Source organism: Natronomonas sp. (genome assembly GCF_046483325.1).
In the GTDB taxonomy this organism is placed as follows: domain Archaea; phylum Halobacteriota; class Halobacteria; order Halobacteriales; family Haloarculaceae; genus Natronomonas.
Genome location: NZ_JAWODL010000016.1, coordinates 160,150 through 184,190, shown reverse-complemented (window position 1 = coordinate 184,190; position 24,041 = coordinate 160,150). Strand labels below are relative to the sequence as shown.

The following is a 24,041-nucleotide window of genomic DNA, read 5'->3' as shown; positions in this document are numbered from 1 at the left end:
CGCTCTCCCCTACACCGGATCGAATGGACCCGTCGATCGGCTCCGTGCTCGTCGGTGAGGTGCTACCGCGGGTCGCGACCATCGCGATCGCGATCGCCGGCGGCGTCGCCTTCGCGAACGTCCTCGTCGCCTTCGGCGCGATCCGGTACATCGCATCGCTGTCGAAGCCACTGACCGGCCCCGCGAACCTCCCCGACGAGGTCGGGGGCGCGATATTGACGACCGCCGCGTCGACCACCGCGGGTTACGGGATGCTCGCCGAGTATCGCGACTCGGGGCTGCTCGACGATCGGGCGACGCTCGTCGCCGTCACGATCAATACGTTCTTCGGCTTCGTTCAGCACATCTTCACTTTTTACGCGCCCGTGTTGATCCCGATCCTCGGGCTCAAGGTCGGCCTGCTGTACGTCGGCACGCGCGCGGGCGTCTCGCTCGCGATCACGATCACGGGCGTCGTCGCCGGGGCGTTCTTGCTCTCCGATCGAAACGTGAACCCCGACGCGATGAGCGAGGCCGACGCGGCGGCTCGAACCGACGGCGGCGACGGTCGGACGAGCCGAGAAAAACTGCTCGATGCCGGCCGCGGCGGGCTCGAAAAGACGTGGGAGATCCTCCCGCGACTCGCAGTCGTCTACACGATCGTCGTTCTCGCGACGACGTACTACGATCTGGAAGCGCTGACCGGGGGAGCCGCGGACCCGCTCGCGGCACTCACCGGCCTGCCGAGCGCCGCCGTCCCCGTCATCGTCGTCTACGCGTTCGACACGACGAGCGGTGCGCTGACGCTCGTACCTTTCCTCGAGGACGGCACGTTCACCGCCCAAACCGCGGTCGCGACGATGCTCATCGGCGGAATCGTCTCCTTTACCGTCTCGACGTTCAAACGGTCCATCCCCTTCCAGTACGGCATCTGGGGCGCTGAATTCGGCACGAAGGTAGTCATCGTGAACACGGCGCTCAAGGTGGCGTGGATCGCGGTCGCGTTGATCGTCCTGCTCGCAATCTGATCACCCGAACGACGCTTGTCGAGCCGCGCCGAACGGCGAGTGCGTGCGCAACTCCGACCCGTTCTACGACGTGCTGATCGCGGCCGTCGAGGACACGCCGATCCTCGATGCCGGGCCGACCGGATCGCGACTTGGGCCGTCGCGACATCCACGACGACCGTGGACGTTACCGAGCGCGCCGGGGAACGCGATAGACGCGTATCGCGAGACGACGGCGACGCGGCTGCCGGTCGGTCTCGATTCGATATACATTATACGTCAGATCCGTTACTGTCGACGGAACCCGTGTTGGACCCACTTCTCGTCGGCGGAGTCCTCATCGCTTGTTTCGTCGCGTACAACATCGGCGGGGCCACCACCGGCCCGGCGTTCGGTCCCGCGGTCGGAGCGGGTGTGATTGGTAAGACGGTCGCCGGCGCGTTGATGTCCGTGTTCTTCTTTCTCGGCGCGTTCACGATCGGCCGTCGGGTGGTCGAGACGATCGGCACTGACCTCGTCCGTGACCCGGCGGTGTTCACGCTTCCGGCCAGCATCGTGGTGTTGTTTTTCATCGGCGGTGCGCTGTTGGTCGGGAACGTCTCCGGTGCGCCGTCGTCGACGTCGATGACGGCCGTCGGCGCGATCGCCGGGCTGGGACTGGCTGCCGGCGAACTCGATTCGGCGGTCGTTGCCGAGATCCTCGCTTGGTGGATTCTCTCGCCCGTGATCGGCTTCTGGATCGCCGTCATGATCGGCCGGTACTACTACGAACGGCTGGATCGGATCGTCGCGCTCGAACGGAGCGAGGGACCGCTGGTGACGATCGATCGAACGGATCTCGTTCCCCGACCCGAACGCGGACCGAACACGACCAGACGGGAGGTGTTCGGAACCGCGACGGTGATCGCGATCGGCTGTGTCATGGCGTTCAGCTCCGGAACGAGCAATATCGCGAACGCGGTCGCTCCCCTCGTCGGGAGCGGTGCGGTCGGAATGAACGTCGGGATCGTGGTCGGCTCGATCGCCGTGACCGTCGGCGCGGTGACGATCGCACGTCGGACGATGGAGACGCTCGGCAACGACATCACCGACCTCCCACTGACCGCGGCGATCATCGTCGCGATATTGAGTTCGACGATCACGATCCTGCTGTCGGCTGTCGGCATCCCGGCGAGTTTCGTCATCATCGCGACGGTGTGTATCGTCGGGTTGGGGTGGGGTCGATCGACCCAAGGGATGGCCATCACCGACGCCGTTCGCGGGAACGCCTCCGCTCGGGTTTCCGTCGGGGCGCTCTCGGCCGAGGGCGCGTCGACGGTCAGCGAACCGGCCGTGAACGGCTCTGGGAACGACGTCGGCCCCGATCGATCCAACCATCCATCGCGATCCGATCTCTTCGATCCCGGAACCACCGTTCGGATCATCGTGATGCAAAACGTCGTCCCCATCCTCGCCACCGTCGGCTCGTACCTCGTGTTCGCTTCGGTCGGACCGCTGTGACCGGTCGCACGACACAGATGAGGCTTTGTGTGTCCGGATCGAAGCGGTGCCGTAACCGATGCGCTTTAGAGGCCGACAGACGCGATTTTACATCGACGTTGCGTATGGAATCGTGTTTACTGTGGGGTTCGGATATCTGTTGTTCGTCGGGATGGATACTCGGATAGCCGCGTTTCAGGGTGGATTGGTCCTCGGATATTTCCTTCGCGTCTGGGAGAAAATGAGCGTCTACGAGCGAATACTCGAGGAAGAAGTCGCCGCCGAAGCCGAGGACGCCGTCGCAGAGGAGCTCGACGAACGGGTGCCCGATGAAGCCGAACGACAGGTCGCCGAAGAACTCGAACGACAGGTGCCCGAAGAACTCGAACAACAGGTGCCCGAAGAACTCGAAGAGCGCGTTCACGGACGGATCGAGGAGCGGATCGAGGAAACCGTCGACGAACGACTCCGGGCCGAAATAGAGGACATCGACCCCGAAGCGGCGAGTGTGGACGACGACGAGAAGGCGAACGCCGATGAAGGGGCGTGAACCCGCTCGTGTTCGTGGTTACGGGAAGCCGCTCGCGGTTCGATCGATCCGACGAAGACGGATAAAGGCGGATGAGGATGGGTATCGCTCGGTACCGCCCGAGACGACGGTGCGGCCACCGTCACGGCCTTCGATAGCGGCGGAATCACCGCTTTTGCCCCCGAGCTCTCGGAGAACGTTTCGATCGATGACAGCCCTACCGCTTCCTGAATCTGTGTTTTAAACGGCTTGACCGGGAGTCCCATCGCTCTCACCTTCGTCGTATGAAAAACGGTTGGTCGGCTGCTCTCCCGCAACCGCGGCGAATCGGGCTGAACTACGTTTCGATTTCGATTTCGGTGCCACTGACGGGAGCTCCCGTCATCACCGGTAGCCGGACCCCGAGGACGCCGTTGGTGTACTCGGCCGTAATCGCATCGTCGTCGACGTCCTTCGGGAAGCGGAACCGTCGATGGTACGTCTTACGCTGACCGCGCCGTTCGTCGTCGTGTTCGGCGGCGATGTTGAGAACGCCATCGTCCCACGAAACGGTTATGCCGTCGGCATCGAATCCCGGCATCTCGACGCTCAACACGAACTCGTCGTCTTCCTCGTACAGTTCGTAATCGTTGCGTCCGGTTCCGAACAGTTGGCTCGGAAAATCGAGGCTCTGCATCCAGGAGGTCGTTGGACTCGTGGGCAGTGCCATTGCTGTTCACCTCGAATCCAATTATCGATTGCTCACGGTTCGAAATAAATTTTTCGCTCGACCGAACGTTTCGCCCCGCAACTGCAGCGCGGCGCTTTTGACCGAAGGCTCGCTACGGAGTGCGTGAAGCTTCTCGCGACGACGAACGGCGGGCTGGAAGCGATCGCCGCCGCCGAGGTGCGCGACCTCGTCGGATGTGAAGCCTCGGTCCACCACCGGGGCGTCGTCGAGTTCGACGCCGACGTCGAGGACGTGTACGCGCTCCACTACCGGAGCCGAACCCTGCATCGGCTCATGGCGGTGGTGGCCGAGGGCACCGTCACCGAACTCGAAGACGTGTACGCACTGACGGCGCGGTCGCCGATCGCCGAACGACTCCCGGAGACCGACTTCGGCGTCGTCGGCACCCGTCACGGCTCTCACGACTTCACGAGCGTCGACGTGGCCGAGCGCGTCGGACAGGCCACCATCGATGCGTATCGGGATGCCACCGGGACGCGGCTGCCGGTCGACCTCGACGATCCCACCGTCCGACTGGAGGCGTACCTGTACGACGACCGGTTCACGCTCGCGGTCGATCTGACCGGCGACTCGCTGCACAAACGGCCCCACCGGATCTGTGAGCACGACGCGCCGGTTCGAGCGACGCTCGCGTGTTCGATGCTTCGGATCGCCGAGTGGACGCCCGACGATCGCCTCGTCGATCCGATGGCCGGGTCGGCGACGATTCCGATCGAGGCCGCACTGGCAGCGAGGAGGGCGATTCCGCGGCCGGACCTCGACCCGGCGTTCGAGGTGCTTCCGGGGTACGACGGCGACCGGTTTCGGGGATGTCGCGAGGAGCACACGGAACGATCACCGACGCTCGACATTGAGGCGCGTGAAAAACGAAAGCGGTGGCGGAACTGCGCGCGGGTCAACCGCGGGGCGGCCGGTGTCGAGAACGGGTTCGACGTCGTGAGCGCGGACGCGCGCGAGGCGTCGATCGACGCCGACTGCGTCGTCTCGAACCTCCCGTTCGGCATCCGGACGGGGACCGATCTCCGGGAGCTCTACGGTGCGTTCGTCGACCGACTCCGCGAGGGTGACGTGGGCCGCCTCGTCGCCTTGACTACGAAGCCCGAACTCCTCCCGCTCGAACCGACGGACCGATACGACATCCCGTACGGCCGTCTCGACGCGACGATCGTCGTCTGGAAACCCTGATTCGCGGTTCGTGCTACGCTCTACCGTTTCTCACTCACGATCGATGTCGATACTTTTATGAACAATCATGAAATACGTCTGGGTACATGCGAGACACCACTCGCCGCCGCGGATCGTCGCTCGCTCTCGGGGTACACGTAGCCTAATTTCTGTCCGTCCGCACCGACACCGACCACTCCGAACCCGACGCAAAATGAGCACGAACCCCCAGACGACGACCGAACCGCACCAGACCACGCAGACGCCCGAACCAACGACGGAAATCGCCGCTCGCCGCGGCACCGACCCGTGGGCCGCCCCCGGCGAAACGCCGATCGATTCGCCGTCGGCTCGCACCCAACGACAGTTCGAGCCGACGGCCCGCGACCGCCTGAAGAACCTCGTCGACGCGGAGAACGCCTACTGCGAGTAGCGGCTTTCCGACCCTCCGCGACGTTACTCCACGTCCAGACCCAACTCGTCGGCGAGTTCACGGGACCCGTCGCTGATGATCCGCTTTTCGGCCGAGACCTGGTGGGCGTGCGTGCCTTCGAGTTTGCAGATGCTCGCCGCCCACGGCGCGATCGAGTCGGCCCCCTCGGGCGTGAGCTCTTGATGGGTAAGCACGCGGAGATACGTCGTCACGTTGACACCGCCGCTGTATTTCGCGACTTCGAGCGTCGGCAGCGTGTGGTTCGTCCCGACCGCCTTGTCGCCGAAAACGACGGGCGCGTCGTGACCGAGGAACAGCGAGCCGTACTCGTGGAGGTCGTCGATCAGCCGGCGGGGCTCGTCGATCATCACCTGTAGGTGTTCGATCGCGTAGTCGTTTGCGACGTCGGCGGCCTCCGCAAGGCCGGCAGCGAGGACGATCTCGCCGTTGTCCTCCCAGCACTCGCGGGCGGTTTCCTCGGTCCGAAGCGCCGGTAACTGCGTCTGTACCTCCTCGACGATAGCCTCCGCGATCCCCTCGTCGGTCACGACGAGGATCGGCCGCGATCGGGGATCGTGTTCGGCCTGCGCGAGAAGGTCGGTCGCGACCATCTCGGGGTCGGCCGTCTCGTCGGCGATGACGAGCACCTCGGTCGGCCCCGCGAGGAAGTCGATGCCGACCCGGCCGTACACCTGTCGTTTTGCCTCGATGACGAAGATGTTGCCCGGTCCGGTGATCTTGTCGACGCTCGGGATCGTCTCGGTGCCGTACGCCATCGCCGCGATCGCCTGTGCGCCGCCGGCGACGTGCACCTCGTCCGCCCCGGCCCGATCCATCGCGTAGAGCTGCGCCGGCTGTACCGACCCGTCCGACTGCGGCGGCGCGCACGCGACGACGTTCTCGACGCCGACGACTTTCGCGGGGACGATGGTCATCGCGGGCGCGGCGACGAGCGGATGGCGGCCGCCGGGGACGTAGACGCCGGCCGTCTCGACCGGAAGCAGGCGGGTGCCGAGCGTGATCCCCGGTTCGAACTCCTTCTCGAAGCCGTCGAGGTGTGCGAACTGCTCCTCGTGGAACTCGCGGACGTTCTCGATCGTGCTGTCGATCGTCCGGCGCTCGGCCTCGGTGAGCGCGTCGGCCGCCGCGTCGATCTCCGCCTCGGAGACGCGAAGCGCCTCCCGCTCGACGCCGTCGAACCTCCGCGTCAGCTCTCGGACCCCCTCGTCGCCCCCGTCTCGAACCGTATCGACGATGTCGCGAACGGCTTCGGTCACGTCGTGGGGGATCTCCAGCGATGCGTCCTCGGCTTCCTTGAGAAACTCGTAGTCGGCTCGCATACGTCGACAACTCCGCCGACCGGGGTAAACATTCCCCAGCTACGAAAACTCGAGCCGAACCGCATCCGTCGCGCCGAGGCCGAACGCCTCGTCGCCCCGTCCTCGGTTGACCGCCAGTTCGACGTTCCCGTGGCTGCCGACCGTCACGATGGCTCGTCCGGAGTCGGCGTGGGCGTACGACCGGACGATCGGCGTCGGTTCGTCGTTCACGCGAACCACGGTGCGGTTCCCGAGCACCTCGCCCGGCACGTTGGTGATGACGTTCCCGAAGTCGTCGACCGCGATGACCTCGCCTGCGACCCCGTCGTCCGTGAGCTCCGGTTCGGGCAGTTCGATGTCTACCACGTCCTCGGCAGGCGAGAGGGCGTCGAGTTCGGGCAGGCGATCGATCCTCGTCTCGTGGACCTCGGCAGCACCGGGGGCGAACACGTCCCTGCCGTGAAACGTCGCGCTTCGCGGGGCGTCGATGGCCAGTTCGTAGGCCTCGATGTCGGCGCGGTACTCGTCCCCGGCCAGCGCGCGAGCGGGCGGGAGCAAGACGCCGTTGTCGGGGCCGACGAGGACGTGATCGCCCGCGCGGACGACGAGCGCCGCGCGATCGGTGCCGACGCCGGGATCGACGACGACGAGATGGACGGCGGGCGGGAACTCCGGGAGGATCTCCGACAGCCAGAAGGCGGCCGCTCGGACGTTCTGACGGGGGAACTCGTGTCCGACGTCGACCAGTCGGGCGTCGCAGCGTTTGAGGATCGCTCCCTTCATCGCGGCGGGGTACGGTGACCCGAAGTCGGAGGCGAGCGTGATCATTGAATTATTCGCTCGGGCTTTCGCCGTCCCCACGGGCGGCGTTCGCGTCCGTGTCGGTGATCCGCTGAATCCGTTCGCTCCCCTCGATCTCGTCTATTACTTCGGCGACCGTCCGGGGGACGAGCGACTCCCAGTCGTCGCCCTTCGCCATCCGTTCGCGGACCTCCCTTCCCTCGAACTCGTCGCGGTGGAACATCGGCGACTGTCTGACCTCGATGTCTGCTTCCTCGAACAGCCGGACGACGAGCGGGTTGTTCGAGTAGGCGACCTCGAAGCGGGGACTCATCGACTGGACGTGGCTGACCCACACGGAGTTCCGGTTGAGGTCCTCGATAGGGACCGCGTAGGTCGTCATCTCGAACTCCGCGAGCGCCTTCGTGATCATCATGATCCGTTCGCCCGCAGTGAAGGGGTTCCGAACCGTGTGCGATTGATCCGCGCTGCCGATGCCGACGACCAGTTCGTCCACGTCCTCGCGGATCCGATCGACCATCGCGTGGTGGCCTTCGTGGTACGGCTGGAACCGTCCGATGTAAAAGCCCCGCGTCATGGTGTGGGGTGCGGGGGGGTGTCTGATAAAGCCGACGGGTCCGTTTGAATCGCTCGCCACCACCACCATGACGCTCCCGTGTTGCGATTTCTTCGGACGGTAGAGCCTGACGCGGGGAGAAAGTATATCAGTCGATAACCCTTCCATATAGGTAGCAGAAACGTTTCTATGAGCAACGAAAAGGATGCAGATGAGGTATCCGAGGCCGACGAGCGTCGGGTGCCACAGGAGGAGCCAGCGGACACACCCGATGGATCCGCCCCCGACAGAGACGGCGAACTCGGGCGCGATCACAGTGGCGAGGGGACCCACGTCGACCCCGAAGCCCCCGACGATCCGTCCCCGGAGGATCCGGAGCCATCCGGCCAGCGCGGCGCCAGCGAGCGCCTCGACGAGGACGAGGAGCTGCTTGACGGCTCCGATCTCGGGAGCGAAGTCCACGTCGCTAGCGAGATCGAGATCGACGAGGACGAGGAGGACGGCCTCCTCGGCGGGCTTCAGATCGACTCCAGCGCAGATATTCAGGTCCCGGACCGACTCGTCGATCAGGTCATCGGGCAGGATCACGCCCGCGACATCATCCTGAAGGCGGCCAAACAGCGCCGTCACGTGATGATGATCGGCTCGCCCGGGACGGGCAAGTCGATGCTCGCGAAGGCGATGAGTCAACTCCTCCCCAAAGAGGAGCTGCAGGACGTGCTCGTCTATCATAACCCCGACGACGGCAACGAGCCGAAGGTCAGGACGGTACCGGCGGGCAAGGGCGAACAGATCGTCGAGGCTCACAAAGAAGAGGCCAGAAAGCGAAACCAGATGCGGAGCTTCCTGATGTGGATCATCATCGCCGTCGTCTTCGGCTACGCGATCCTCATCGTGCAGGCGCTGCTCCTCGGGATCATCGCCGCGGGCGTCATCTACCTCGCGTTCAAGTACATGAGCCGCGGCTCGGACGCGATGGTGCCGAACCTGCTCGTCAACAACGCCGACCAGCAGGTCGCACCCTTCGAGGACGCGACCGGCGCACACGCCGGAGCGCTCCTCGGCGACGTTCGACACGACCCCTTCCAATCGGGCGGCATGGAGACGCCCTCCCACGACCGCGTTGAGGCCGGCGCGATCCACAAGGCCAACAAGGGCGTGTTGTTCGTCGACGAGATCAACACGCTCGACATCCGATCTCAGCAGAAGCTGATGACCGCGATCCAAGAGGGCGAGTTCGCCATCACCGGCCAAAGCGAGCGCTCCTCGGGCGCGATGGTCCAGACCGAACCGGTCCCGACCGACTTCATCATGGTCGCGGCGGGGAACCTCGACGCGATGGAGAACATGCACCCCGCGCTCCGCTCGCGGATCAAAGGGTACGGCTACGAGGTGTACATGGACGACACCATCGAGGACGCCCCCGAGATGCGCCGCAAGTACGCCCGCTTCGTCGCTCAGGAAGTCCAAAACGACGGCCGACTGCCGTCGTTCACCGACGAGGCGATCGAGGAGATCATCCTCGAAGCCCGCCGCCGCGCGGGCCGGAAGGGACATCTAACGTTGAAGTTCCGCAACCTCGGTGGCCTCGTCCGCGTCTCGGGTGATATCGCCCGCGCGGAGGACCGCGATTTCACCACTCGCGACGACGTGTTGCGGGCGAAGGCGCGCTCGCGCTCGATCGAACAGCAGCTCGCGGACGACTACATCGAGCGCCGCAAGGACTACGAGCTCACTGTCAACGAGGGCGACGTTGTTGGCCGCGTCAACGGGCTCGCCGTCATGGGCGAGGACTCCGGTATCGTCCTCCCCGTCATGGCCGAGGTCACCCCGAGTCAGGGCCCCGGCGAGGTTATCGCCACCGGCCAGCTGAAGGAGATGGCGATGGAGGCCGTCCAGAACGTCTCGGCGATCATCAAGAAGTTCTCCGACGAGGACATCTCTCAGCAGGACGTTCACATCCAGTTCGTCCAGGTCGGCGAGGGCGGCGTCGACGGCGACTCGGCGTCGATCACCGTCGCGACGGCCGTCATCTCGGCACTCGAGAACGTGCCGGTCAGACAGGACCTCGCGATGACCGGCTCGATTTCGGTCCGCGGTGACGTGTTGCCCGTCGGCGGCGTCACCCACAAGATCGAGGCCGCCGCCAAGGCTGGTCTCAAGACCGTCATCATTCCGAAGGCCAACGAGCAGGACGTGATGATCGAGGACGAGTACAAAGAGCAGATCGAGATCATCCCGGTCTCGCACATCTCCGAGGTGCTCGACGTGGCGCTCGCGGGCGAACCCGATAAGGACTCGCTCATTGACCGTCTCAAGAGCATCACCGGCTCCGCGCTCGAAAAGCAAAAGCCCGACGTCAGTCCGGGCAGCCCGAGTCCCCAATAACGCGTGACACGGTGGGTCGCCTTCGCGGCGCTCACCGTCGTCGTACTGACCGTCGTTCTGTTTTCCGCCCGCGCTTCGACGCGCGTCGTCGCAGACCTCACCGACGAGTCCTCGGCACCGTCCGGCGAACACTTCTCCTCTACCGCACTGCTCGCGAACGTCGCCGGCTCCCACGCGCTCTTTGCGGCCGTCCTGATCGCCGGAATCTGGCTGACGGACGTGCCGGTTTCATCGCTCGGGATCGACGGCGAGATATCGGGGCTCACGGCCGCCGTCGTCGGTCTCACGGTCGGTCTCGCGCTCGCTGGAATGAACCTCGCACTCGGTGCGGTGATCGACGCCGACCCGAGCGCGGCCCTCCGGGGACTGCTCGCGCCCGACTCGGCAGGTGGCTGGTTCGTCCTCGTCGCCGTCGTCCTCCCGATCATCGCCGGCTTCGAGGAACTCCTGTTCCGGGCGGTTCTGATCGGTGCCTTCTCGACGGGGTTCGACCTCTCGCCGTGGCTTCTGGCGGTCGTCTCATCGGTCGCCTTCGCCGCCGGCCACGGCGCACAGGGACGAGTCGGGGTCGCCGCGACCGGCGTCTTCGGATTCCTCCTCGCGGCGGTCTTCGTGGTAACGGGGAGTCTGCTCGCCTCGGTCGTCGCACACTACGCCGTCAACGCCATCGAGTTCGTCGTCGTGGAGGGACTCGGCTACGATCCGTTCGGCGCGGAGTGACCGACCCTACTCCGGATCGACCGACAGCCCGGCGTCGAGCAGCCCGTAGAACGGCGGTGCACCCGTCTCGACGGCGGGGCGGAACTCGTCGGGGATCGCGTGGGCGTTCTCGTAGAACTCCGATTCGGTCTCCGGGGTCAGGAGTCGCCCGTCACCGAGCTGTATCATCGCCGGCGCGTTCGAGCGCAGCCCCCACTCCTCGCGCTCGACCCAGTCCGGGCCGAACCGGAAGAACGTCCCGAAGGAGAACTGCCCGGCCTCGACCGCGGCCGCCTTCGAGCGGAACCGACCGGCTTCCTCGGCCTCGAACTCGGCGTCGCTCATCCACGCGACGACGGCCCCTTCCTCGAAGAGGAGGAGATAGACGTCCCACGAGAGGCTCCCGTCGAACACCGCCCACACGCTCCGGGAACCGACGGTCCCGAACTCGACGCTGAACGCTTGCGTCTCGCGGTCGTCACCGGAGGGTTCGTGGACGAACCGCCCCTCGTAGCTCGGGATCTGGAGCCCGCGGTGGTGGTAGACGAGCCCCTCGATCTCCGTCTCGGAGTTGACCGCGTCCCAGATGTCGAGCGCGCCCTGTATCTCGAGTCGATCGAAGAACTCCGGAAACGACCGGATTTCGCGCTCGAACTCGCCCTGTGGCGGGCGTTCGAACTCCCCTACCATGGGCGAGACACCTCGGAATCGAGGCTAGCTTGCTCGACCGACCGGGCCGCATTCGGGTGGCTCATACCCGAACTGGGGTGTTCGATGCCGATTAGTGTTTTGCCCTGTGCCGGTCGTTTTCGGTACGTCGTCCCTCCACCGCCGTCGGCAGATTGACGGGGACGCGCCCGAACCGTCGACCAATGACGACCGGCAAGATCTCTCGGGAGTTCTTCGAAGCCCGAATCGCGCCCCGACTCGGCGCCGAGCGCGACGACGTATCACTCGCCCCGAAACACGGTGTCGACTTCGGGATCGTCGAGATCGGAGAGCACGCGCTCGTGACGGCGACCGATCCGGTCTCGATCCTCCCCCAGTTGGGCTTCGAACGAGCCGGCGAGTTCGCCATCGGAATCGTCCTCTCCGACGTGGCCGTCTCCGGACTGCCGCCGACGCATCTGACGATCTCGTTTTCGCTGCCGCCGGAGACCACCGACGACGAGTTCGACCGCGTCTGGGGAGCAATCGACGCGGAGTGTCGCGACCTCGGAATCTCAGTCGTGACGGGACACACCGCCCGATACGCCGGCTGCTCGTTCCCGTGGGTCGGCGCGGCGACCGGGATGGCCGTCGGCGATCCCGACGGGATCGTGCGCCCGGACGGTGCCCGACCCGGCGACGACGTTCTCGTGACGAAGGGGCCTGCCGTCGAGGCGGTCGGGCTGTTGACGACGCTGTTTCCCGAGGCGATCGACCTGCAACCCGCCGCACTCGAAACGGCCCAATCCCGACTCGACGATGTCGGCGCGGTGCGGGACGCGCTCACCGCCGCCGCGGCCGGCAACGTGACCGCGATGCACGACGCGACGGAGGGCGGACTGCTCGGCGCGTTTCACGAGATCGCCGACGGGGCGGGGGTTCGCCTCTCGATCGCCGCCGAGGCGGTGCCGCGGTTGGAGGGCATCGACGCCGCCTGCGAGGCGCTCGGGATGGACCCGTGGCGGGCGACGACCTCCGGAACGCTCGTCATCGCGGTCGATCCGGTCGACACCGAGCCGGTCCTCTCGGCCCTCCGCGAGCGAGGGACGACGGTTTCCGCCGTCGGAACGGTCGAAGCGGGCGAGGGCGTCGAACTCGACGGCGGGCCCGCCGGGCGGCCCGACGGTGACTCCTCGTGGGCCGTCTACGAGCGCTTGCTCGAAGCCACCGCGGACCGACGCCAGCCGTAGGGATTTTTGTCCTTCTCCCCCGTCGATCCGCGCATGGATGCCGAATCACCGGCGGGGACACGGCCGACGACCGAGGAACGAACCGGGGGAACACACGCGTGACGACCGAGGAGCGCTTCCACGGCGGCGTCCCGATCCGAACCGCAAAGGAGGCGGCGGAACTCGTCCCCGAGGGCGCGGTCGTCGCCACGAGCGGCTTCGGGAGCGTCGGTTACCCGAAGGCCGTCCCCGAGGCGATCGCCGAGGCGGGCGAAAAGCGCGACTTGACCGTTCTGACCGGCGGCAGCGTCGGCGAGGAGATCGACACAGCCCTCGTCGAATCCGGCGATCTCGTCCGACGGTTTCCGTACCTCGGAACGCCGACGATTCGGGAGGCAGCCAACGACGGGCGGGTCGCATACCACGACCGCCACGTCTCCCAACTCGGTGACGAGGTGCGCTTTGGGGGCGCGGTCGACGGTGTCGACGTCGCGATCGTCGAGGCCGTCGCGGTCGGCGAGGACTGGTTCATCCCCTCGCCGTCGATCGGCGCGACCGTCTCCTACGTCGCGGCTGCGGACAAACTCATCGTCGAGGTGAACTGGAAACAGCCGCTCGATCTCGAAGCGCTCCACGATATCTACCTCCCCGGCGCGCCGCCGGACCGCGAACCGATCCCGCTGACCGAGCCCGGTGGACGGATCGGCGATTCCAGGGTCCGGTTCGATCCCGACGCCCTCGTCGCCGTCGTCGAAACCGACCGTCGCGATTCGACCTACGACTTCCGGACGCCGACGGACGTCGACCTCGCGATCGGCGAGAACTTCGGCGCGTGGCTCGCTGCCGAGGCCGAGACCAATCCGACGATGACCGAGTCGATTCGCCTGCAGTTCGGCGTCGGCGCGATGGGCAACGCGCTGATGGGCGCGCTCGGCGACCTCGACGTCGACCGCGAGTTGGTCTACTTCGGCGAGGTGATCCAGGACGGCCTCCTCGATCTGATCGACGAGGGGACGCTTCGAACCGCCTCCGCGACGACGCTCGCGCTGACCCGCGACGGACAGGACCAGCTGTTCTCCTCGATGGATTCGTACGCCGACAGCGTCGTGCTCCGGCCGGTCTGTGTCTCGAACGCGCCGGAACTGATCGGCCGGTTCGGCGTCGTCGCGGTCAACAGCGCGCTCGAAGTCGACATCTACGGCCACGCGAACTCGACGCACGTCAATGGCACGCGGGTGATAAACGGCGTCGGCGGCAGCGGCGACTTCAACCGCGCCGGCCTCGTGACCGTGGTCGCGCTGCCCTCGACCGCCGCGGGCGGCGACATCTCCCGGATCGTCCCGATGACCCCACACGTCGATCACACCGAACAGGACATCGACATCGTGGTGACCGAACACGGCGTCGCCGACCTCCGCGGACTCGGTGCACGAGAGCGCGCCGACGCGATCGTCGAGGTCGCGGATCCCTCGTTCCGGCCGGACCTCGACGCCTACCGCGAGCGCGCCGCGGAGTACGGCGGCCACATCCCGCACGACCTGGAGACGGCACTCGAGTGGCCGCTGGAACGGCAGCAGGGCTAACCCGTCGACCGGCTCCGGGCTCCCCCGTCAGGCGTCAGTTAACTACTACCTCGCGGCCCAGCCGCGCTCGCTGCCGTATGTGTATAAATATATTATATCACGGGTCCGCTTATATATACGTGGCCGACGGATCGTCGCCGCCGATTCACCAGCGTCCCACGGAGGTTCGCCCCGAGTTTGAGATGGTTCAACTCCCCGTCGGCTCCGTTTGTACGTCCGGTTCAGAGTCCTTCGAGCGATCGGAGTCGCTGTTCGACCGGCGGCGGCGCGGCGCTCGGCCCGTCCGAGACCCGATGGTCGGGAACGACGAGCGGCGTCGGATTTTCGTCGAGCGCCGTCCGGATGAGGATGCCGTCGTCCTCCGAGTCGGGATCGAAGTCGGGAACCATCCCCGCGAGCGCGCGAACGGTCACGCTCTCGGCGTAGGGGATCGTCCGGACCGCCTCCAGTACCTTCCGGTGGTCGGTCGCCATCGTCATCGCGACGTCGAGGTCGTCGAAGTCGTCCGTCTCGCCCTCGAGATACGCTTCGATCCGATCCAACAGCGGGTGGTCGTCCTCGGCGTCTTCCTCCGGCGTCTCCGGGAACGACACCGAGAGCACTCGACCGCTCGCGACGCCGATCTGGACGTACCGTTCCAGATACGGCGACTGCCGCGCGTAGATCCCTGCATCCCACTGTGCGTTCATACCCCCACTTCGCGCGCGGGTGTTTTGAAGATACAGGACCGTTTATACGCAGTCGGGGCGAATGCCGCCGGGGCTTGCCCCCGAGACGATTCACCCGGCGACGACAACCCATATGAGAGTCGGGACGTAACCGCGGGTATGGAACCACGCGACCGCCCCCGGCGGCTCCGGACCGACGGCATCCGGCCGCTTCTCAGCGAGACCACCCTTTCACCGACGGACCTCGTCACGCCGATCTTCGTCGACGCGACGACCGACGAACGGATCAGTATCGATTCGATGCCCGGTCACGAGCGCGTCCCGGTCGACGAGAGCGTGGATCGGGTCTTGGAGGTCATGGAGACGGGCGTCGGGGCGGTCATGGTGTTCGGTATCCCGGAGTCGAAAGACGAGATGGGCACGCGCGCGTGGGCGAAAGACGGCGTCGTCCAGCGCGCCGTCCGCGACATCGCAGCCGAGACGGACGCCTACGTCATCACCGATCTCTGTCTCTGTGAGTACACGGATCACGGCCACTGCGGCGTTCTCGAGGCCGAGGCCGAAACGGATCCCCACTTAACCGTCGACAACGACGCCACCCTCGAACTGCTCGATCGGGCTGCCGTCTCACACGCCGAAGCGGGTGCGGACATGATCGCCCCCTCCGGGATGATAGACGGGATGATCGGGGCGATCCGGGCGGCGCTCGACCGGGAGGGCTTCGAGAACCTGCCGATCATGTCCTACGCCGCGAAGTACGAATCCGCATTTTACGGGCCGTTCCGGGACGCCGCCGACGGCGCGCCGGCGTTCGGCGATCGCCGCCACTACCAGATGGATCCCGCGAACGCGCGCGAGGCGCGACGCGAGGTCGCTCTCGACGTCGAGGAGGGCGCGGACGTGCTGATGGTCAAACCCGCGCTAGCGTATCTGGATATCCTCTCGGAGCTCCGCCGGGAGTACGATCACCCCGTCGCCGCGTACAACGTTTCGGGCGAGTACGCGATGTTGCACGCCGCGGCGGACCGGGGCTGGCTTTCCCTCGAAGAGGTCGCCCACGAGTCGCTGGTGTCGATCAAGCGGGCCGGCGCGGATCTGATAGTTACGTACTTCGCCGAGGATCTGGCAGAACGGCTGTAGGGTGCCCCCCGGACCCGGGTGCGCGCGCGAGCAGATTCGGGGTGAAAAACGCCAATTCGACGCCTTTTGGAGTTGACGAACGTCCACAAATCGGCGCATATCTCCGTCGAATTTCTGACGTGATACGACCTTATATTACTATTATTATCACCCATATCTGACGTGTGTCCACATATATGGTGTAATACAGTGTAATGTAAACTCCAACATTTATATAGGTCTCTTTCATGAGGCTATCACGTAATGCAGAGCACAAACGTAGCGAAAATTTGGAAAAGCATGGACGTATATGGAAATATCCCTCACCGAACTTCGGAGGTGAACCGATGATCGAAGCGGTTCCGGTCCAGACCGGTGCCGAGGCGATCGCCGAGGGAGTCAACTGGCTGTGGATCCTCGTGGTGACCTTCCTCATCTTCTTCATGCACGCAGGCTTCGCGATGTTGGAGGCCGGGCAAGTGCGCTCGAAGAACGTCGCCAACCAGCTGACGAAGAACATGCTGACGTGGTCGGTCGGCGTCGTCGTGTTCTTTCTCATCGGTGCCGGCGTCTCCGGGCTCGTCGGTGGTTCCTCCGGATCGCTGAGTCAGTTCGGTGCCAGTAACTTCGGCTGGGTCGACTGGCTCTACGGTGCCGTCTTCGCCATGACGATGGCGACGATCGTCTCGGGGGCCGTCGCCGGCCGCGCGAAACTTCGCGCGTACGTGACCTACACGTTCCTTGTCGCCGCGGTCATCTACCCCGTCGTCGCGGGACTGACGTGGGGCGGCGGCTTCGTCGACTCGCTCGGCTTCTACGACTTCGCGGGCGGCATGATCGTCCATGGCGTCGGCGGAATCGCCGGACTGACGGCCGCCTACATGCTCGGATCTCGCATCGGACGCTTCAACGACGACGGCTCCGTGAACGTCATCCCCGGTCATTCGATGACCTTCGCCGTCCTCGGGACGCTCATCCTGTGTTTCGGCTGGTACGGATTCAACGTCGGCACCTCGGTGAACGTCTTCGCCGTCGAGGGCGGCGAGGTCGTCCTCGGGGCTGGCTGGGAGATCGTCGGTCGCGTCGCGTTGAACACTACGCTCGGCATGGCGATGGGCGCACTCGGTGCGGGCGCGGTCGCACTCGCTCGAACCGGAAAAGTCGACACGCTGTACGTCGCAAACGGGATGCTCGCGGGTCTCGTCGGCGTGACGGGCACGGCGGACGTGCTCACTCCGATGGGCGGCCTCATGCTCGGCCTACTCGCCGGTGCGCAGCTACCGATCGTCTTCGAGTTCGTCGAAAAGAAACTCAAGATCGACGACGTCTGTGCGGTCTTCCCGGTTCACGGGAGCGCGGGCGCACTCGGTATCGTCCTCTTTCCGCTGTGGTCGACGGGTGGCACCCCCATCGCAGCGAGCGTCGTCCCCGGTGGTATCTTGAGCATCGAAGCGGCGATGTTCGCCCCGCAGATCCTCGGGACGCTCATCATCACCGTCTGGACCGTCGCCGCGACGGCGCTCGTCTGGGGTGTCTTTAGAGCGATCGGACAGGCACGCGTTATCCCCGAACACGAACGTGATGGACTCGATGTCTCCGAACACGGCGTCGACACCTACCCCGAGTTCGGCGGTCGCGACGCGGTCGCGACCGACGGCGGCAGCGTCGGCGACGACGGAAACGGTATCATCCGAACGGATGGTGGCCAGCCCAACGACGGCGGCATCAAGATGGTCATGGCGTACATCCGCCCCGACAAGCTCTCGGACGTCAAGGAGGGTCTCGCCGAGATCGGCGCGCCCTCGCTCACCGTCACGAACGTCTCCGGTCGCGGCTCCCAGCCGGCGAAGACCGGCCAGTGGCGAGGCGAGGAGTACAGCGTCGACCTCCACCAGAAGGTCAAAGTCGAGTGCGTCGTCGCCGATATCCCGGCCGAGGACGTTGCCGAGGCGATGTGCAAGGCCGGCGAGACCGGCGAACCCGGCGACGGCAAGGTGTTCATCCTGCCGGTCGAGGACGCATACCAGATCCGCACGGGTGAGGTCGGTACCGACGCGGTCTGAACGTGCCGACGATGGAACCGGACGCGGAATCGCTCGCGCTCGACCGACACGTCGTCGCGGCGCTGTGTCGCGGCTGTCGCGCCGACATCCGCGACCTCGCGGCGGCCGTCGACGCGGTCCCGACGACGGTGCAAAAACGGGTCCGGACGCTCGAAGAGAACGGCACCATCGACGGCTACGCGGCGCAACTGGATTACGGTGAACTCGGCTACGAGACGGTCGTCTTCCGACTCCGCGTCGATCTCGATGCGGTCGATCGCGTGACCGACCGACTCCGATCGCGCTCGGCATTCACCACGGTCTACCACACGAGCGGTCCCGAGAGCGTCTTCGCGATCGGACTGTTCGAGAACGCGGCGGCGATCGGCGCCTGCCTGCGCGAGCTGCACGACGACCCGGACGTGTGCGGTATCGACACCGACACGGTCGTCTCGACGCGTCGCGAGAACGACTGTCCGATCCCCGACTGACGATCGCGTCGGTAGCCCTCCGTTTTTTCCGTGGACAAGGCGAATGCCCCGAGGCTTGCCCCCGAAGCGTTTCACCCGGTATCCGGAACGCGCTGGGGACGGTGGCCTCGATGTCGGCCACGAATGGGGCATCGATCACCGAGTAGCCGATCTCTGGACGTGACGAACGCGAAAATGTGGGTCCGCATGGGACCCCACGGAGGAACCGATAGGTGCCAACCGTTTCGGCTCGTGTTTTCCGGTGCTGTACTGATACCGCGGCCGTCGCGGCAGGTGAGCCTACGGGGTAGCATATGATTTGTCGACCTAATCCTGCAATATTCGCTGTTCGAACCAATATTTAGGCGTGTTCAAGTGGATACTGGGTTATTCACTGGACGACCGTACAACATCGTACGGCGGTCGTCGTCGTGGGGCGGCGCCGGGAACTGATAGTAACTCTTTCGGGGCACGACGAGAAGGACTCGACATGAACCACGAAGCCTCCCGATCGCTCTACGACCGGGCGCTATCGGTCATGCCCGGCGGCGTCAACTCCTCGGTTCGCGCCGCGCCGCAGCCGTATCCGGTCTTCGTCGACCGAGGCGACGGCGGCCACGTGATCGACGCCGACGGCAACCGGTACGTCGATTGGATACAGGGGCTCGGGCCGCTGTTGCTCGGTCACGACATGCCCGACGAGTTACAGGCCGCTGTCCAATCGCGCGCCGCCGAGGGACCCATGTACGGGATGCCCACCGAGCTCGAGGTCGAACACGCCGAGTTCGTCTGCCGACACGTCCCGTCGGTCGAGATGATCCGCTTTGTCAACAGTGGGACCGAGGCCACCGTGTCCGCCTGCCGCCTCGCGCGCGCGGTCACCGGGCGCAACAAGATCCTCATCATGCAGGGCGGCTACCACGGCGCGCAGGAAACGACGCTCGTCGCCGGCGACGCCGACGATCCGAAACCCTCCAGCGCCGGGGTCCCACAAGCGTTCGCGGAACACACGGTCCCGGTGCCGTTCAACGATCCCGCCGCGGCGAGCGAGGCGTTCGAGAAACACGCCGACGACATCGCGGCCGTCCTCGTCGAGCCGATCCAGGCGAACATGGGAATCGTCTATCCGCAGGACGGCTACCACGACCGACTCCGGAGCCTCTGTGACGAGTACGGCTCGCTTTTGATCTTCGACGAGGTCATCACCGGCTTCCGCGTCGGTGGTCTCGGGTGTGCGCAGGGAAAATTCGACATCGATCCCGATCTCACGACGTTCGGGAAGATCATCGGCGGCGGCTTCCCGGTCGGCGCCATCGGCGGCAAGACCGAATACATCGAGCAGTTCTCGCCGGCCGGCGACGTCTTTCAAGCGGGGACGTTCTCGGGGAATCCGGTGACGATGGCCGCCGGCCTCGAGACCCTGACGTTCTGCGCGGAGAACGATGTGTACGACCACGTCAACGGGCTGGGCCGACAGCTCAGAGAGGGCCTTTCGGATCTCGTCGCCGACCACGCTCCGGAGTACACCGTCGTCGGCTCGGATTCGCTTTTCAAACTCGTCTTCACTCGCGCCGAGGGCTCGTCACAGGACGAGTGCTGTGCGAACGGCTGCCGGCAGGATCACTCGTGTAGCCGATACGACGCCTGCCCGAAGCGGGGAACGGACGTTCGCCGCGCCGAAACCGACCGGTACGCTCGGCTGTTCCGACCGGCAATGTGTGAACAGGGGATCCTCGTCTCGCAGAATCAGTTCGAAGCGAACTTCGTCTCCTACGGCCACACCGAGGCCGACGTGGCGGAGACGCTCGAGGCGTACAAAAACGCGCTGTAGCTCTCCCCCGCCGGCTCAGACCCCGTAGGTCTCTTCGAGGTACGCGACGATGTCGCTGGATTCGGCCATCCCGTCGACGCCGTGCTCCTCGTCGATGATGACCGGAACACCGGTCTGGCCGCTGACTTCCTCGACTTCGGTCCGTTCGCCGTGGGCACGCGGGACCTCGATGCTGTCGTACTCTATGCCGAGTTCGTCCAGTTTGTCGGTGACCTTCGCACAGTACGGACAGCCGGACAACTCGTACAGGGTAATGTTCGCCATCACCGGTCGTAGGCGTGGACGCGTAAAGAGCGCGACGGTGTTGTGTCCGCCTCGCGTCAATCCGCGGTGACGGGTCCGCGCGCAGCGTTCGCCGACATCGAACCAACCGGCGCGTACACCTCCGCGAGCGCCGCCTCAGAGGGTGCCTTGACGACCGTGACCGCGTTACCGTCGCGCTCGACCCAGACCGCGCCGCCGAACCGATCCGTCTCCTCGAACGTCCAGACGGTTCCGCCGGCCCGTTCGCCGCCCCAGTGCGCCGCGACCTGCCCGTATCCGTCGACGAACGCCGTCGCGTTCTCGGCGTCGTTGAACGTCACGTTCCAGACGTGGGCCGTCTCGCCGTTTCGTTCGTAGGCGTGGAGGCGGTCGCCGTACCACCCCTCGGTGTAGGGGACGTCGTATGTGTACGGCCGCGTCGAGTCGAGGCCGTCCGATCCGGCGTTTCGGAACTCCTCTCTGTCGATGACGCCGGGCGAATCGCCGGCGTAGGCGGTGTAGGCGAACATCGACGCGCCCCCGGCCCGGCCGACGCTCGCGGCGTCGGAGCCGTTTTCGAGGCGGACGCGCTCCCAGCCCCCGCCATGCCGATCGCGGACGGTCGCGTTGCCGTAGGCGTCGGTTCGGTAACTCGCCGGCCGGATGATCTCGGCGCTCGTCCGTGGTCGGTCGTCGTACATTCGGTCGACTGCGTCCCAGCCACCGGCGTCGCGGTGGTGGTCTATGAACGTCGGACCCTCGGCGTACGGGAAGAAACTCAGGAAGTACACGCCCCAGTGGAAGTCGGGAGACAGCGCGCTTCCCGAACTCGTGTCGGTCTCGACGCACTGCCACTCGCCCGTCTCGCAGTTGCGTTCGTACACGCTCTCTACCAGGGATGCATCGCCTTCGATCAGCCCGTTTCGGGCGTTCGTCCCGTCGAGCGTCGACGATTCGATCGATCCCAGATCGAACCGCTGGTCCTGTACGGCGTGGACTAACTCGTGGGCGAGCGTCAACTCGTCGTCCAGCGTCGCGGGGTCGTTTCCGCTCACGATGACGAGTTGTTCCGTGCTGGGTTGATAAAAGCCGAGCACGGTTCCACCGCGGTTCCCACGTCGCACGTCGACGACGTCCTCATCGGAGCCGACGAGGAATAGCGCCTCGTGTTGGGCGTTGTCGAGCGCTCGCACGTCGTCGGACGGCTCCCGCCAGACGTCGTCGTATTCCTCGCGGAACGCCTCGCGGCTGATTATCTCCACCTCGACATCCTCCTCGAACCGCAGCCCCCGGAGCAGTTGGACGCGAGCCATCGCTCGCGAGACGACGGCCTCCGTTTCCCGTTCGGTGAGGCCGTTCGTAGGATCGATGTCGAACGTGTCGTCGTACCGATAGCCGTCGTAGTAGCCGAGTTCGCCCTCTGTCGGCGGTTCGGATCGATCGGAAACGCCCGGCTGATAGCCGACGGTACAGCCGGCCAGGACCACCACCGCGAGTAGCGCGATGGCGACCATCGGCCGTCGAGTCATTGTCGTGACTACGGGACCGCAGTATCAAAAACCCGCCGCGAGCGTCCGTCACCGGATCTCGTAGCGGGCTACCGCGCGGTTTCCGCAGGTCGGACACTCGTCGAGCTCGGACTCGAGCGTCGTCCCGCAGTGGCGGCACTCGTAGACGGTGTCGTCACCGAGCAGGTTTCGGACGCGTGTGAGCAGTGTCATCTCTGTCTCCCCTATCGTCGGTCGCGCCGGTCGTCCGCCGCGACGCCGATGGCCTCGTCCGTCGCTCATCGCCGGGAGGTAATAATACGGGCCGACGTTTCAACCGATACACTGCGGCCCCGTTGCACACGTTCGTGTATACCTGCCGCCCGTGTGATCTTCGACCATCGACGCGATTCATCGCGATCCGGCCGGCGGCCAGACGGTTCCCAACCAGTCGAACGCCTGCGTCCGAAGTCGGTCTTCTGCCGTCGCGGAAAACCGATGTCCCTCCCCCGCGTACTTCCCGACGAGCACGTCGGTGTCGAGTGCCGCGGCGGCCTCGAACGTGTCGTCGATCGGGACGGACTCGTCGTCACTCCCGTGAAAGATGGCGATCGGAACATCGAGTACCGCCGCCCCCTCGTCGAACGAATACGCGTCGAAGTCGTCGAAAAAGCGGCGGTCGATCGCGTGATCGCCATCGTACCGAAGGACGCCCTCGGAGTCGACGGTCTCCCGGTAGGCGTCGAACGCTCGGTTGTACGTAACCGGTGCGCGCGCGACGATCGCGGTCGGTTCGACGGTTTCGCTCGTCCGGCCGGCTCGCGCGGCCGCGTGAAAGGCGACCTTCGCCCCAAAACTGGAGCCGAACAGCGCGTACGACGAAGGATCGACGTGTCCGATCACCGCCCTCAGATCGGCGATTCGGGTGGTTAGCGTCGACTCGACGAACGCGCCTCCGGACTCGCCGCTTCCCCTGAAATCGAACCTGACGGCGTTGTATCCTTCTTCGACCGCGCGCTCACATCGGCTCTCGTAGCTCCCCGTCTTGTCGCTGCGAAAGCCGTGACAAAAGAGGATCCATCGGTCGCCATCGGTCTCGTGGTGGATCGCTGAGATGGTCTGTCCGTCGATCGGAATCTCGTGTTCGATCGGCATATGGGGTGGTTCGCACCCGTCGTCCCTATCCGTTCCCCTCGCTCTCCGATACCCGGCCCGAAACGTTCTAAGGCCCCCGAGCGAAACGGGTGGTATGAGTTATCACTATATCGACACTGCGGACCTCGACCAGTGGGACGACCGGGACGCCGACGTTCGGTCGATCAGCGCCGCTGCCGGTCTCGACTTTCAGAATTCGTCGTTCGGACTCCGCATCTACGAGGCCGAACCGGGCCAACAGCTCCCGCTGGGATATCATTACCACGACGAGCAGACCGAGGCGTTCTACGTCCTCGACGGGACGCTCCACGTCGAGACGCCCGAGGGCGAATTCGTCGTCGGCCCTGATGAGGTATTGGTCATCGATCCCGGCAACCCGCATCGGGCGTACAACCCCGACGACGCAGACGCATCGGTCCGGGCGCTGGCGATCGGTGCGCCGACGGTCGACGACGCACACGGCTACGATCCCGAGGCGTGAA

At 65.5% G+C, this 24,041-nt stretch carries 25 protein-coding genes; 14 read left to right on the top strand and 11 right to left on the bottom strand.

Features of this window, described 5'->3' with window-relative positions; translation table 11 throughout:
* The first annotated feature begins 23 nt into the window (after window positions 1-23).
* Complete coding sequence (locus R6U53_RS06400) at window positions 24-1,007, top strand: nucleoside recognition protein (RefSeq protein WP_410321528.1); 984 nt, start codon at window positions 24-26, stop codon at window positions 1,005-1,007.
* Window positions 1,008-1,070: 63 nt separating this feature from the next.
* Here R6U53_RS06400 and R6U53_RS06395 read toward each other — a convergent pair whose 3' ends face one another.
* On the bottom strand, window positions 1,071-1,259 hold the full coding sequence (locus tag R6U53_RS06395; RefSeq protein WP_410321527.1) for a hypothetical protein: 189 nt from the start codon (window positions 1,257-1,259) through the stop codon (window positions 1,071-1,073).
* A gap of 33 nt (window positions 1,260-1,292) precedes the next feature.
* Between R6U53_RS06395 and R6U53_RS06390 the strand changes: the two genes are divergently transcribed.
* Both R6U53_RS06390 and R6U53_RS06385 read left to right on the top strand, forming a co-directional pair.
* Window positions 1,293-2,486 (top strand): inorganic phosphate transporter, encoded by a 1,194-nt coding sequence (locus R6U53_RS06390; protein WP_410321526.1) that lies wholly within the window; start codon window positions 1,293-1,295, stop codon window positions 2,484-2,486.
* Between the two features lie 58 nt (window positions 2,487-2,544).
* Window positions 2,545-3,015, top strand: a complete 471-nt coding sequence (locus tag R6U53_RS06385; protein ID WP_410321525.1) for a hypothetical protein — start codon at window positions 2,545-2,547, stop codon at window positions 3,013-3,015.
* Window positions 3,016-3,331: 316 nt separating this feature from the next.
* Here the strand turns inward: R6U53_RS06385 and R6U53_RS06380 are convergent, their stop codons facing one another.
* Window positions 3,332-3,703: an Hsp20/alpha crystallin family protein gene (locus R6U53_RS06380; RefSeq protein ID WP_410321524.1), complete on the bottom strand. Its 372-nt coding sequence runs from the start codon at window positions 3,701-3,703 to the stop codon at window positions 3,332-3,334.
* Between the two features lie 123 nt (window positions 3,704-3,826).
* On the opposite strand from R6U53_RS06380, the gene R6U53_RS06375 reads away from it, so the two are divergent.
* Entirely contained in the window at window positions 3,827-4,909 is a 1,083-nt protein-coding gene (locus tag R6U53_RS06375; RefSeq protein ID WP_410321523.1) for a class I SAM-dependent RNA methyltransferase, read from the top strand.
* A 193-nt stretch (window positions 4,910-5,102) separates the two neighbouring features.
* Window positions 5,103-5,321: a hypothetical protein gene (locus R6U53_RS06370; protein WP_410321522.1), complete on the top strand. Its 219-nt coding sequence runs from the start codon at window positions 5,103-5,105 to the stop codon at window positions 5,319-5,321.
* A gap of 23 nt (window positions 5,322-5,344) precedes the next feature.
* Here R6U53_RS06370 and hisD read toward each other — a convergent pair whose 3' ends face one another.
* From hisD to R6U53_RS06355, 3 genes are read right to left on the bottom strand one after another with little or no spacing between them, the layout of a single operon-like run.
* Window positions 5,345-6,661 (bottom strand): histidinol dehydrogenase, encoded by a 1,317-nt coding sequence (hisD, locus tag R6U53_RS06365; protein WP_410321521.1) that lies wholly within the window; start codon window positions 6,659-6,661, stop codon window positions 5,345-5,347.
* 39 nt (window positions 6,662-6,700) lie between these two features.
* On the bottom strand, window positions 6,701-7,468 hold the full coding sequence (locus R6U53_RS06360) for an S-adenosyl-l-methionine hydroxide adenosyltransferase family protein (RefSeq protein ID WP_410321520.1): 768 nt from the start codon (window positions 7,466-7,468) through the stop codon (window positions 6,701-6,703).
* Window positions 7,469-7,472: 4 nt separating this feature from the next.
* Window positions 7,473-8,018: a nicotinamide-nucleotide adenylyltransferase gene (locus R6U53_RS06355; protein WP_410321519.1), complete on the bottom strand. Its 546-nt coding sequence runs from the start codon at window positions 8,016-8,018 to the stop codon at window positions 7,473-7,475.
* 168 nt (window positions 8,019-8,186) lie between these two features.
* On the opposite strand from R6U53_RS06355, the gene lonB reads away from it, so the two are divergent.
* Both lonB and R6U53_RS06345 read left to right on the top strand, forming a co-directional pair.
* Entirely contained in the window at window positions 8,187-10,385 is a 2,199-nt protein-coding gene (lonB, locus tag R6U53_RS06350; protein WP_410321518.1) for an ATP-dependent protease LonB, read from the top strand.
* 3 nt (window positions 10,386-10,388) lie between these two features.
* Entirely contained in the window at window positions 10,389-11,105 is a 717-nt protein-coding gene (locus R6U53_RS06345) for a CPBP family intramembrane glutamic endopeptidase (RefSeq protein WP_410321517.1), read from the top strand.
* A 6-nt stretch (window positions 11,106-11,111) separates the two neighbouring features.
* On the opposite strand, the gene R6U53_RS06340 is transcribed toward R6U53_RS06345, so the two are convergent.
* On the bottom strand, window positions 11,112-11,774 hold the full coding sequence (locus R6U53_RS06340; protein ID WP_410321516.1) for a hypothetical protein: 663 nt from the start codon (window positions 11,772-11,774) through the stop codon (window positions 11,112-11,114).
* Window positions 11,775-11,956: 182 nt separating this feature from the next.
* Between R6U53_RS06340 and R6U53_RS06335 the strand changes: the two genes are divergently transcribed.
* Both R6U53_RS06335 and R6U53_RS06330 read left to right on the top strand, forming a co-directional pair.
* Complete coding sequence (locus R6U53_RS06335) at window positions 11,957-12,982, top strand: AIR synthase family protein (RefSeq protein ID WP_410321515.1); 1,026 nt, start codon at window positions 11,957-11,959, stop codon at window positions 12,980-12,982.
* A gap of 98 nt (window positions 12,983-13,080) precedes the next feature.
* Complete coding sequence (locus R6U53_RS06330) at window positions 13,081-14,544, top strand: acetyl-CoA hydrolase/transferase C-terminal domain-containing protein (RefSeq protein WP_410321514.1); 1,464 nt, start codon at window positions 13,081-13,083, stop codon at window positions 14,542-14,544.
* Window positions 14,545-14,765: 221 nt separating this feature from the next.
* On the opposite strand, the gene R6U53_RS06325 is transcribed toward R6U53_RS06330, so the two are convergent.
* Entirely contained in the window at window positions 14,766-15,233 is a 468-nt protein-coding gene (locus tag R6U53_RS06325) for a methylated-DNA--[protein]-cysteine S-methyltransferase (RefSeq protein ID WP_410321513.1), read from the bottom strand.
* A gap of 138 nt (window positions 15,234-15,371) precedes the next feature.
* Here R6U53_RS06325 and hemB point away from each other — a divergent pair, with 138 nt between their 5' ends.
* The 4 genes from hemB (at window position 15,372) to R6U53_RS06305 (ending at window position 20,674) form a co-directional block, all read left to right on the top strand.
* Window positions 15,372-16,352 (top strand): porphobilinogen synthase, encoded by a 981-nt coding sequence (hemB, locus tag R6U53_RS06320; protein ID WP_410321512.1) that lies wholly within the window; start codon window positions 15,372-15,374, stop codon window positions 16,350-16,352.
* Between the two features lie 326 nt (window positions 16,353-16,678).
* Entirely contained in the window at window positions 16,679-18,394 is a 1,716-nt protein-coding gene (locus R6U53_RS06315; RefSeq protein ID WP_410321511.1) for an ammonium transporter, read from the top strand.
* A gap of 11 nt (window positions 18,395-18,405) precedes the next feature.
* A complete protein-coding gene (locus tag R6U53_RS06310; RefSeq protein ID WP_410321590.1) occupies window positions 18,406-18,864 on the top strand; it encodes an Lrp/AsnC family transcriptional regulator in 459 nt (152 codons plus the stop codon).
* A 469-nt stretch (window positions 18,865-19,333) separates the two neighbouring features.
* Window positions 19,334-20,674: a glutamate-1-semialdehyde 2,1-aminomutase gene (locus R6U53_RS06305; protein WP_410321510.1), complete on the top strand. Its 1,341-nt coding sequence runs from the start codon at window positions 19,334-19,336 to the stop codon at window positions 20,672-20,674.
* Between the two features lie 15 nt (window positions 20,675-20,689).
* Here R6U53_RS06305 and R6U53_RS06300 read toward each other — a convergent pair whose 3' ends face one another.
* The 4 genes from R6U53_RS06300 to R6U53_RS06285 all read right to left on the bottom strand — a co-directional run bounded on the left by R6U53_RS06300 (window position 20,690) and on the right by R6U53_RS06285 (window position 23,559).
* Window positions 20,690-20,938 carry a glutaredoxin family protein gene (locus tag R6U53_RS06300; protein WP_410321509.1) on the bottom strand — a complete coding sequence of 83 codons (249 nt, stop codon included), beginning with the start codon at window positions 20,936-20,938 and terminating at the stop codon, window positions 20,690-20,692.
* 56 nt (window positions 20,939-20,994) lie between these two features.
* Entirely contained in the window at window positions 20,995-22,446 is a 1,452-nt protein-coding gene (locus R6U53_RS06295; RefSeq protein ID WP_410321508.1) for an Hvo_1808 family surface protein, read from the bottom strand.
* Window positions 22,447-22,494: 48 nt separating this feature from the next.
* A complete protein-coding gene (locus R6U53_RS06290; RefSeq protein WP_410321507.1) occupies window positions 22,495-22,638 on the bottom strand; it encodes a hypothetical protein in 144 nt (47 codons plus the stop codon).
* A gap of 177 nt (window positions 22,639-22,815) precedes the next feature.
* On the bottom strand, window positions 22,816-23,559 hold the full coding sequence (locus R6U53_RS06285) for an alpha/beta hydrolase family protein (protein ID WP_410321506.1): 744 nt from the start codon (window positions 23,557-23,559) through the stop codon (window positions 22,816-22,818).
* A 94-nt stretch (window positions 23,560-23,653) separates the two neighbouring features.
* On the opposite strand from R6U53_RS06285, the gene R6U53_RS06280 reads away from it, so the two are divergent.
* Window positions 23,654-24,040 carry a cupin domain-containing protein gene (locus R6U53_RS06280; protein WP_410321505.1) on the top strand — a complete coding sequence of 129 codons (387 nt, stop codon included), beginning with the start codon at window positions 23,654-23,656 and terminating at the stop codon, window positions 24,038-24,040.
* Window position 24,041: the final 1 nt, after the last annotated feature.

What these genes read in the sequence shown, in the direction of transcription:
- R6U53_RS06400 (WP_410321528.1), top strand. Translation starts at nt 24, where the DNA reads ATGGACCCGTCGATCGGCTCCGTGCTCGTCGGTGAGGTGCTACCGCGG.
- R6U53_RS06395 (WP_410321527.1), bottom strand. Translation starts at nt 1,259, where the DNA reads ATGTATATCGAATCGAGACCGACCGGCAGCCGCGTCGCCGTCGTCTCG.
- R6U53_RS06385 (WP_410321525.1), top strand. Translation starts at nt 2,545, where the DNA reads ATGCGCTTTAGAGGCCGACAGACGCGATTTTACATCGACGTTGCGTAT.
- R6U53_RS06380 (WP_410321524.1), bottom strand. Translation starts at nt 3,703, where the DNA reads ATGGCACTGCCCACGAGTCCAACGACCTCCTGGATGCAGAGCCTCGAT.
- R6U53_RS06370 (WP_410321522.1), top strand. Translation starts at nt 5,103, where the DNA reads ATGAGCACGAACCCCCAGACGACGACCGAACCGCACCAGACCACGCAG.
- hisD (WP_410321521.1), bottom strand. Translation starts at nt 6,661, where the DNA reads ATGCGAGCCGACTACGAGTTTCTCAAGGAAGCCGAGGACGCATCGCTG.
- R6U53_RS06360 (WP_410321520.1), bottom strand. Translation starts at nt 7,468, where the DNA reads ATGATCACGCTCGCCTCCGACTTCGGGTCACCGTACCCCGCCGCGATG.
- R6U53_RS06355 (WP_410321519.1), bottom strand. Translation starts at nt 8,018, where the DNA reads ATGACGCGGGGCTTTTACATCGGACGGTTCCAGCCGTACCACGAAGGC.
- lonB (WP_410321518.1), top strand. Translation starts at nt 8,187, where the DNA reads ATGAGCAACGAAAAGGATGCAGATGAGGTATCCGAGGCCGACGAGCGT.
- R6U53_RS06340 (WP_410321516.1), bottom strand. Translation starts at nt 11,774, where the DNA reads ATGGTAGGGGAGTTCGAACGCCCGCCACAGGGCGAGTTCGAGCGCGAA.
- R6U53_RS06335 (WP_410321515.1), top strand. Translation starts at nt 11,957, where the DNA reads ATGACGACCGGCAAGATCTCTCGGGAGTTCTTCGAAGCCCGAATCGCG.
- R6U53_RS06325 (WP_410321513.1), bottom strand. Translation starts at nt 15,233, where the DNA reads ATGAACGCACAGTGGGATGCAGGGATCTACGCGCGGCAGTCGCCGTAT.
- hemB (WP_410321512.1), top strand. Translation starts at nt 15,372, where the DNA reads ATGGAACCACGCGACCGCCCCCGGCGGCTCCGGACCGACGGCATCCGG.
- R6U53_RS06315 (WP_410321511.1), top strand. Translation starts at nt 16,679, where the DNA reads ATGATCGAAGCGGTTCCGGTCCAGACCGGTGCCGAGGCGATCGCCGAG.
- R6U53_RS06310 (WP_410321590.1), top strand. Translation starts at nt 18,406, where the DNA reads ATGGAACCGGACGCGGAATCGCTCGCGCTCGACCGACACGTCGTCGCG.
- R6U53_RS06305 (WP_410321510.1), top strand. Translation starts at nt 19,334, where the DNA reads ATGAACCACGAAGCCTCCCGATCGCTCTACGACCGGGCGCTATCGGTC.
- R6U53_RS06300 (WP_410321509.1), bottom strand. Translation starts at nt 20,938, where the DNA reads ATGGCGAACATTACCCTGTACGAGTTGTCCGGCTGTCCGTACTGTGCG.
- R6U53_RS06295 (WP_410321508.1), bottom strand. Translation starts at nt 22,446, where the DNA reads ATGACTCGACGGCCGATGGTCGCCATCGCGCTACTCGCGGTGGTGGTC.
- R6U53_RS06290 (WP_410321507.1), bottom strand. Translation starts at nt 22,638, where the DNA reads ATGACACTGCTCACACGCGTCCGAAACCTGCTCGGTGACGACACCGTC.
- R6U53_RS06285 (WP_410321506.1), bottom strand. Translation starts at nt 23,559, where the DNA reads ATGCCGATCGAACACGAGATTCCGATCGACGGACAGACCATCTCAGCG.
- R6U53_RS06280 (WP_410321505.1), top strand. Translation starts at nt 23,654, where the DNA reads ATGAGTTATCACTATATCGACACTGCGGACCTCGACCAGTGGGACGAC.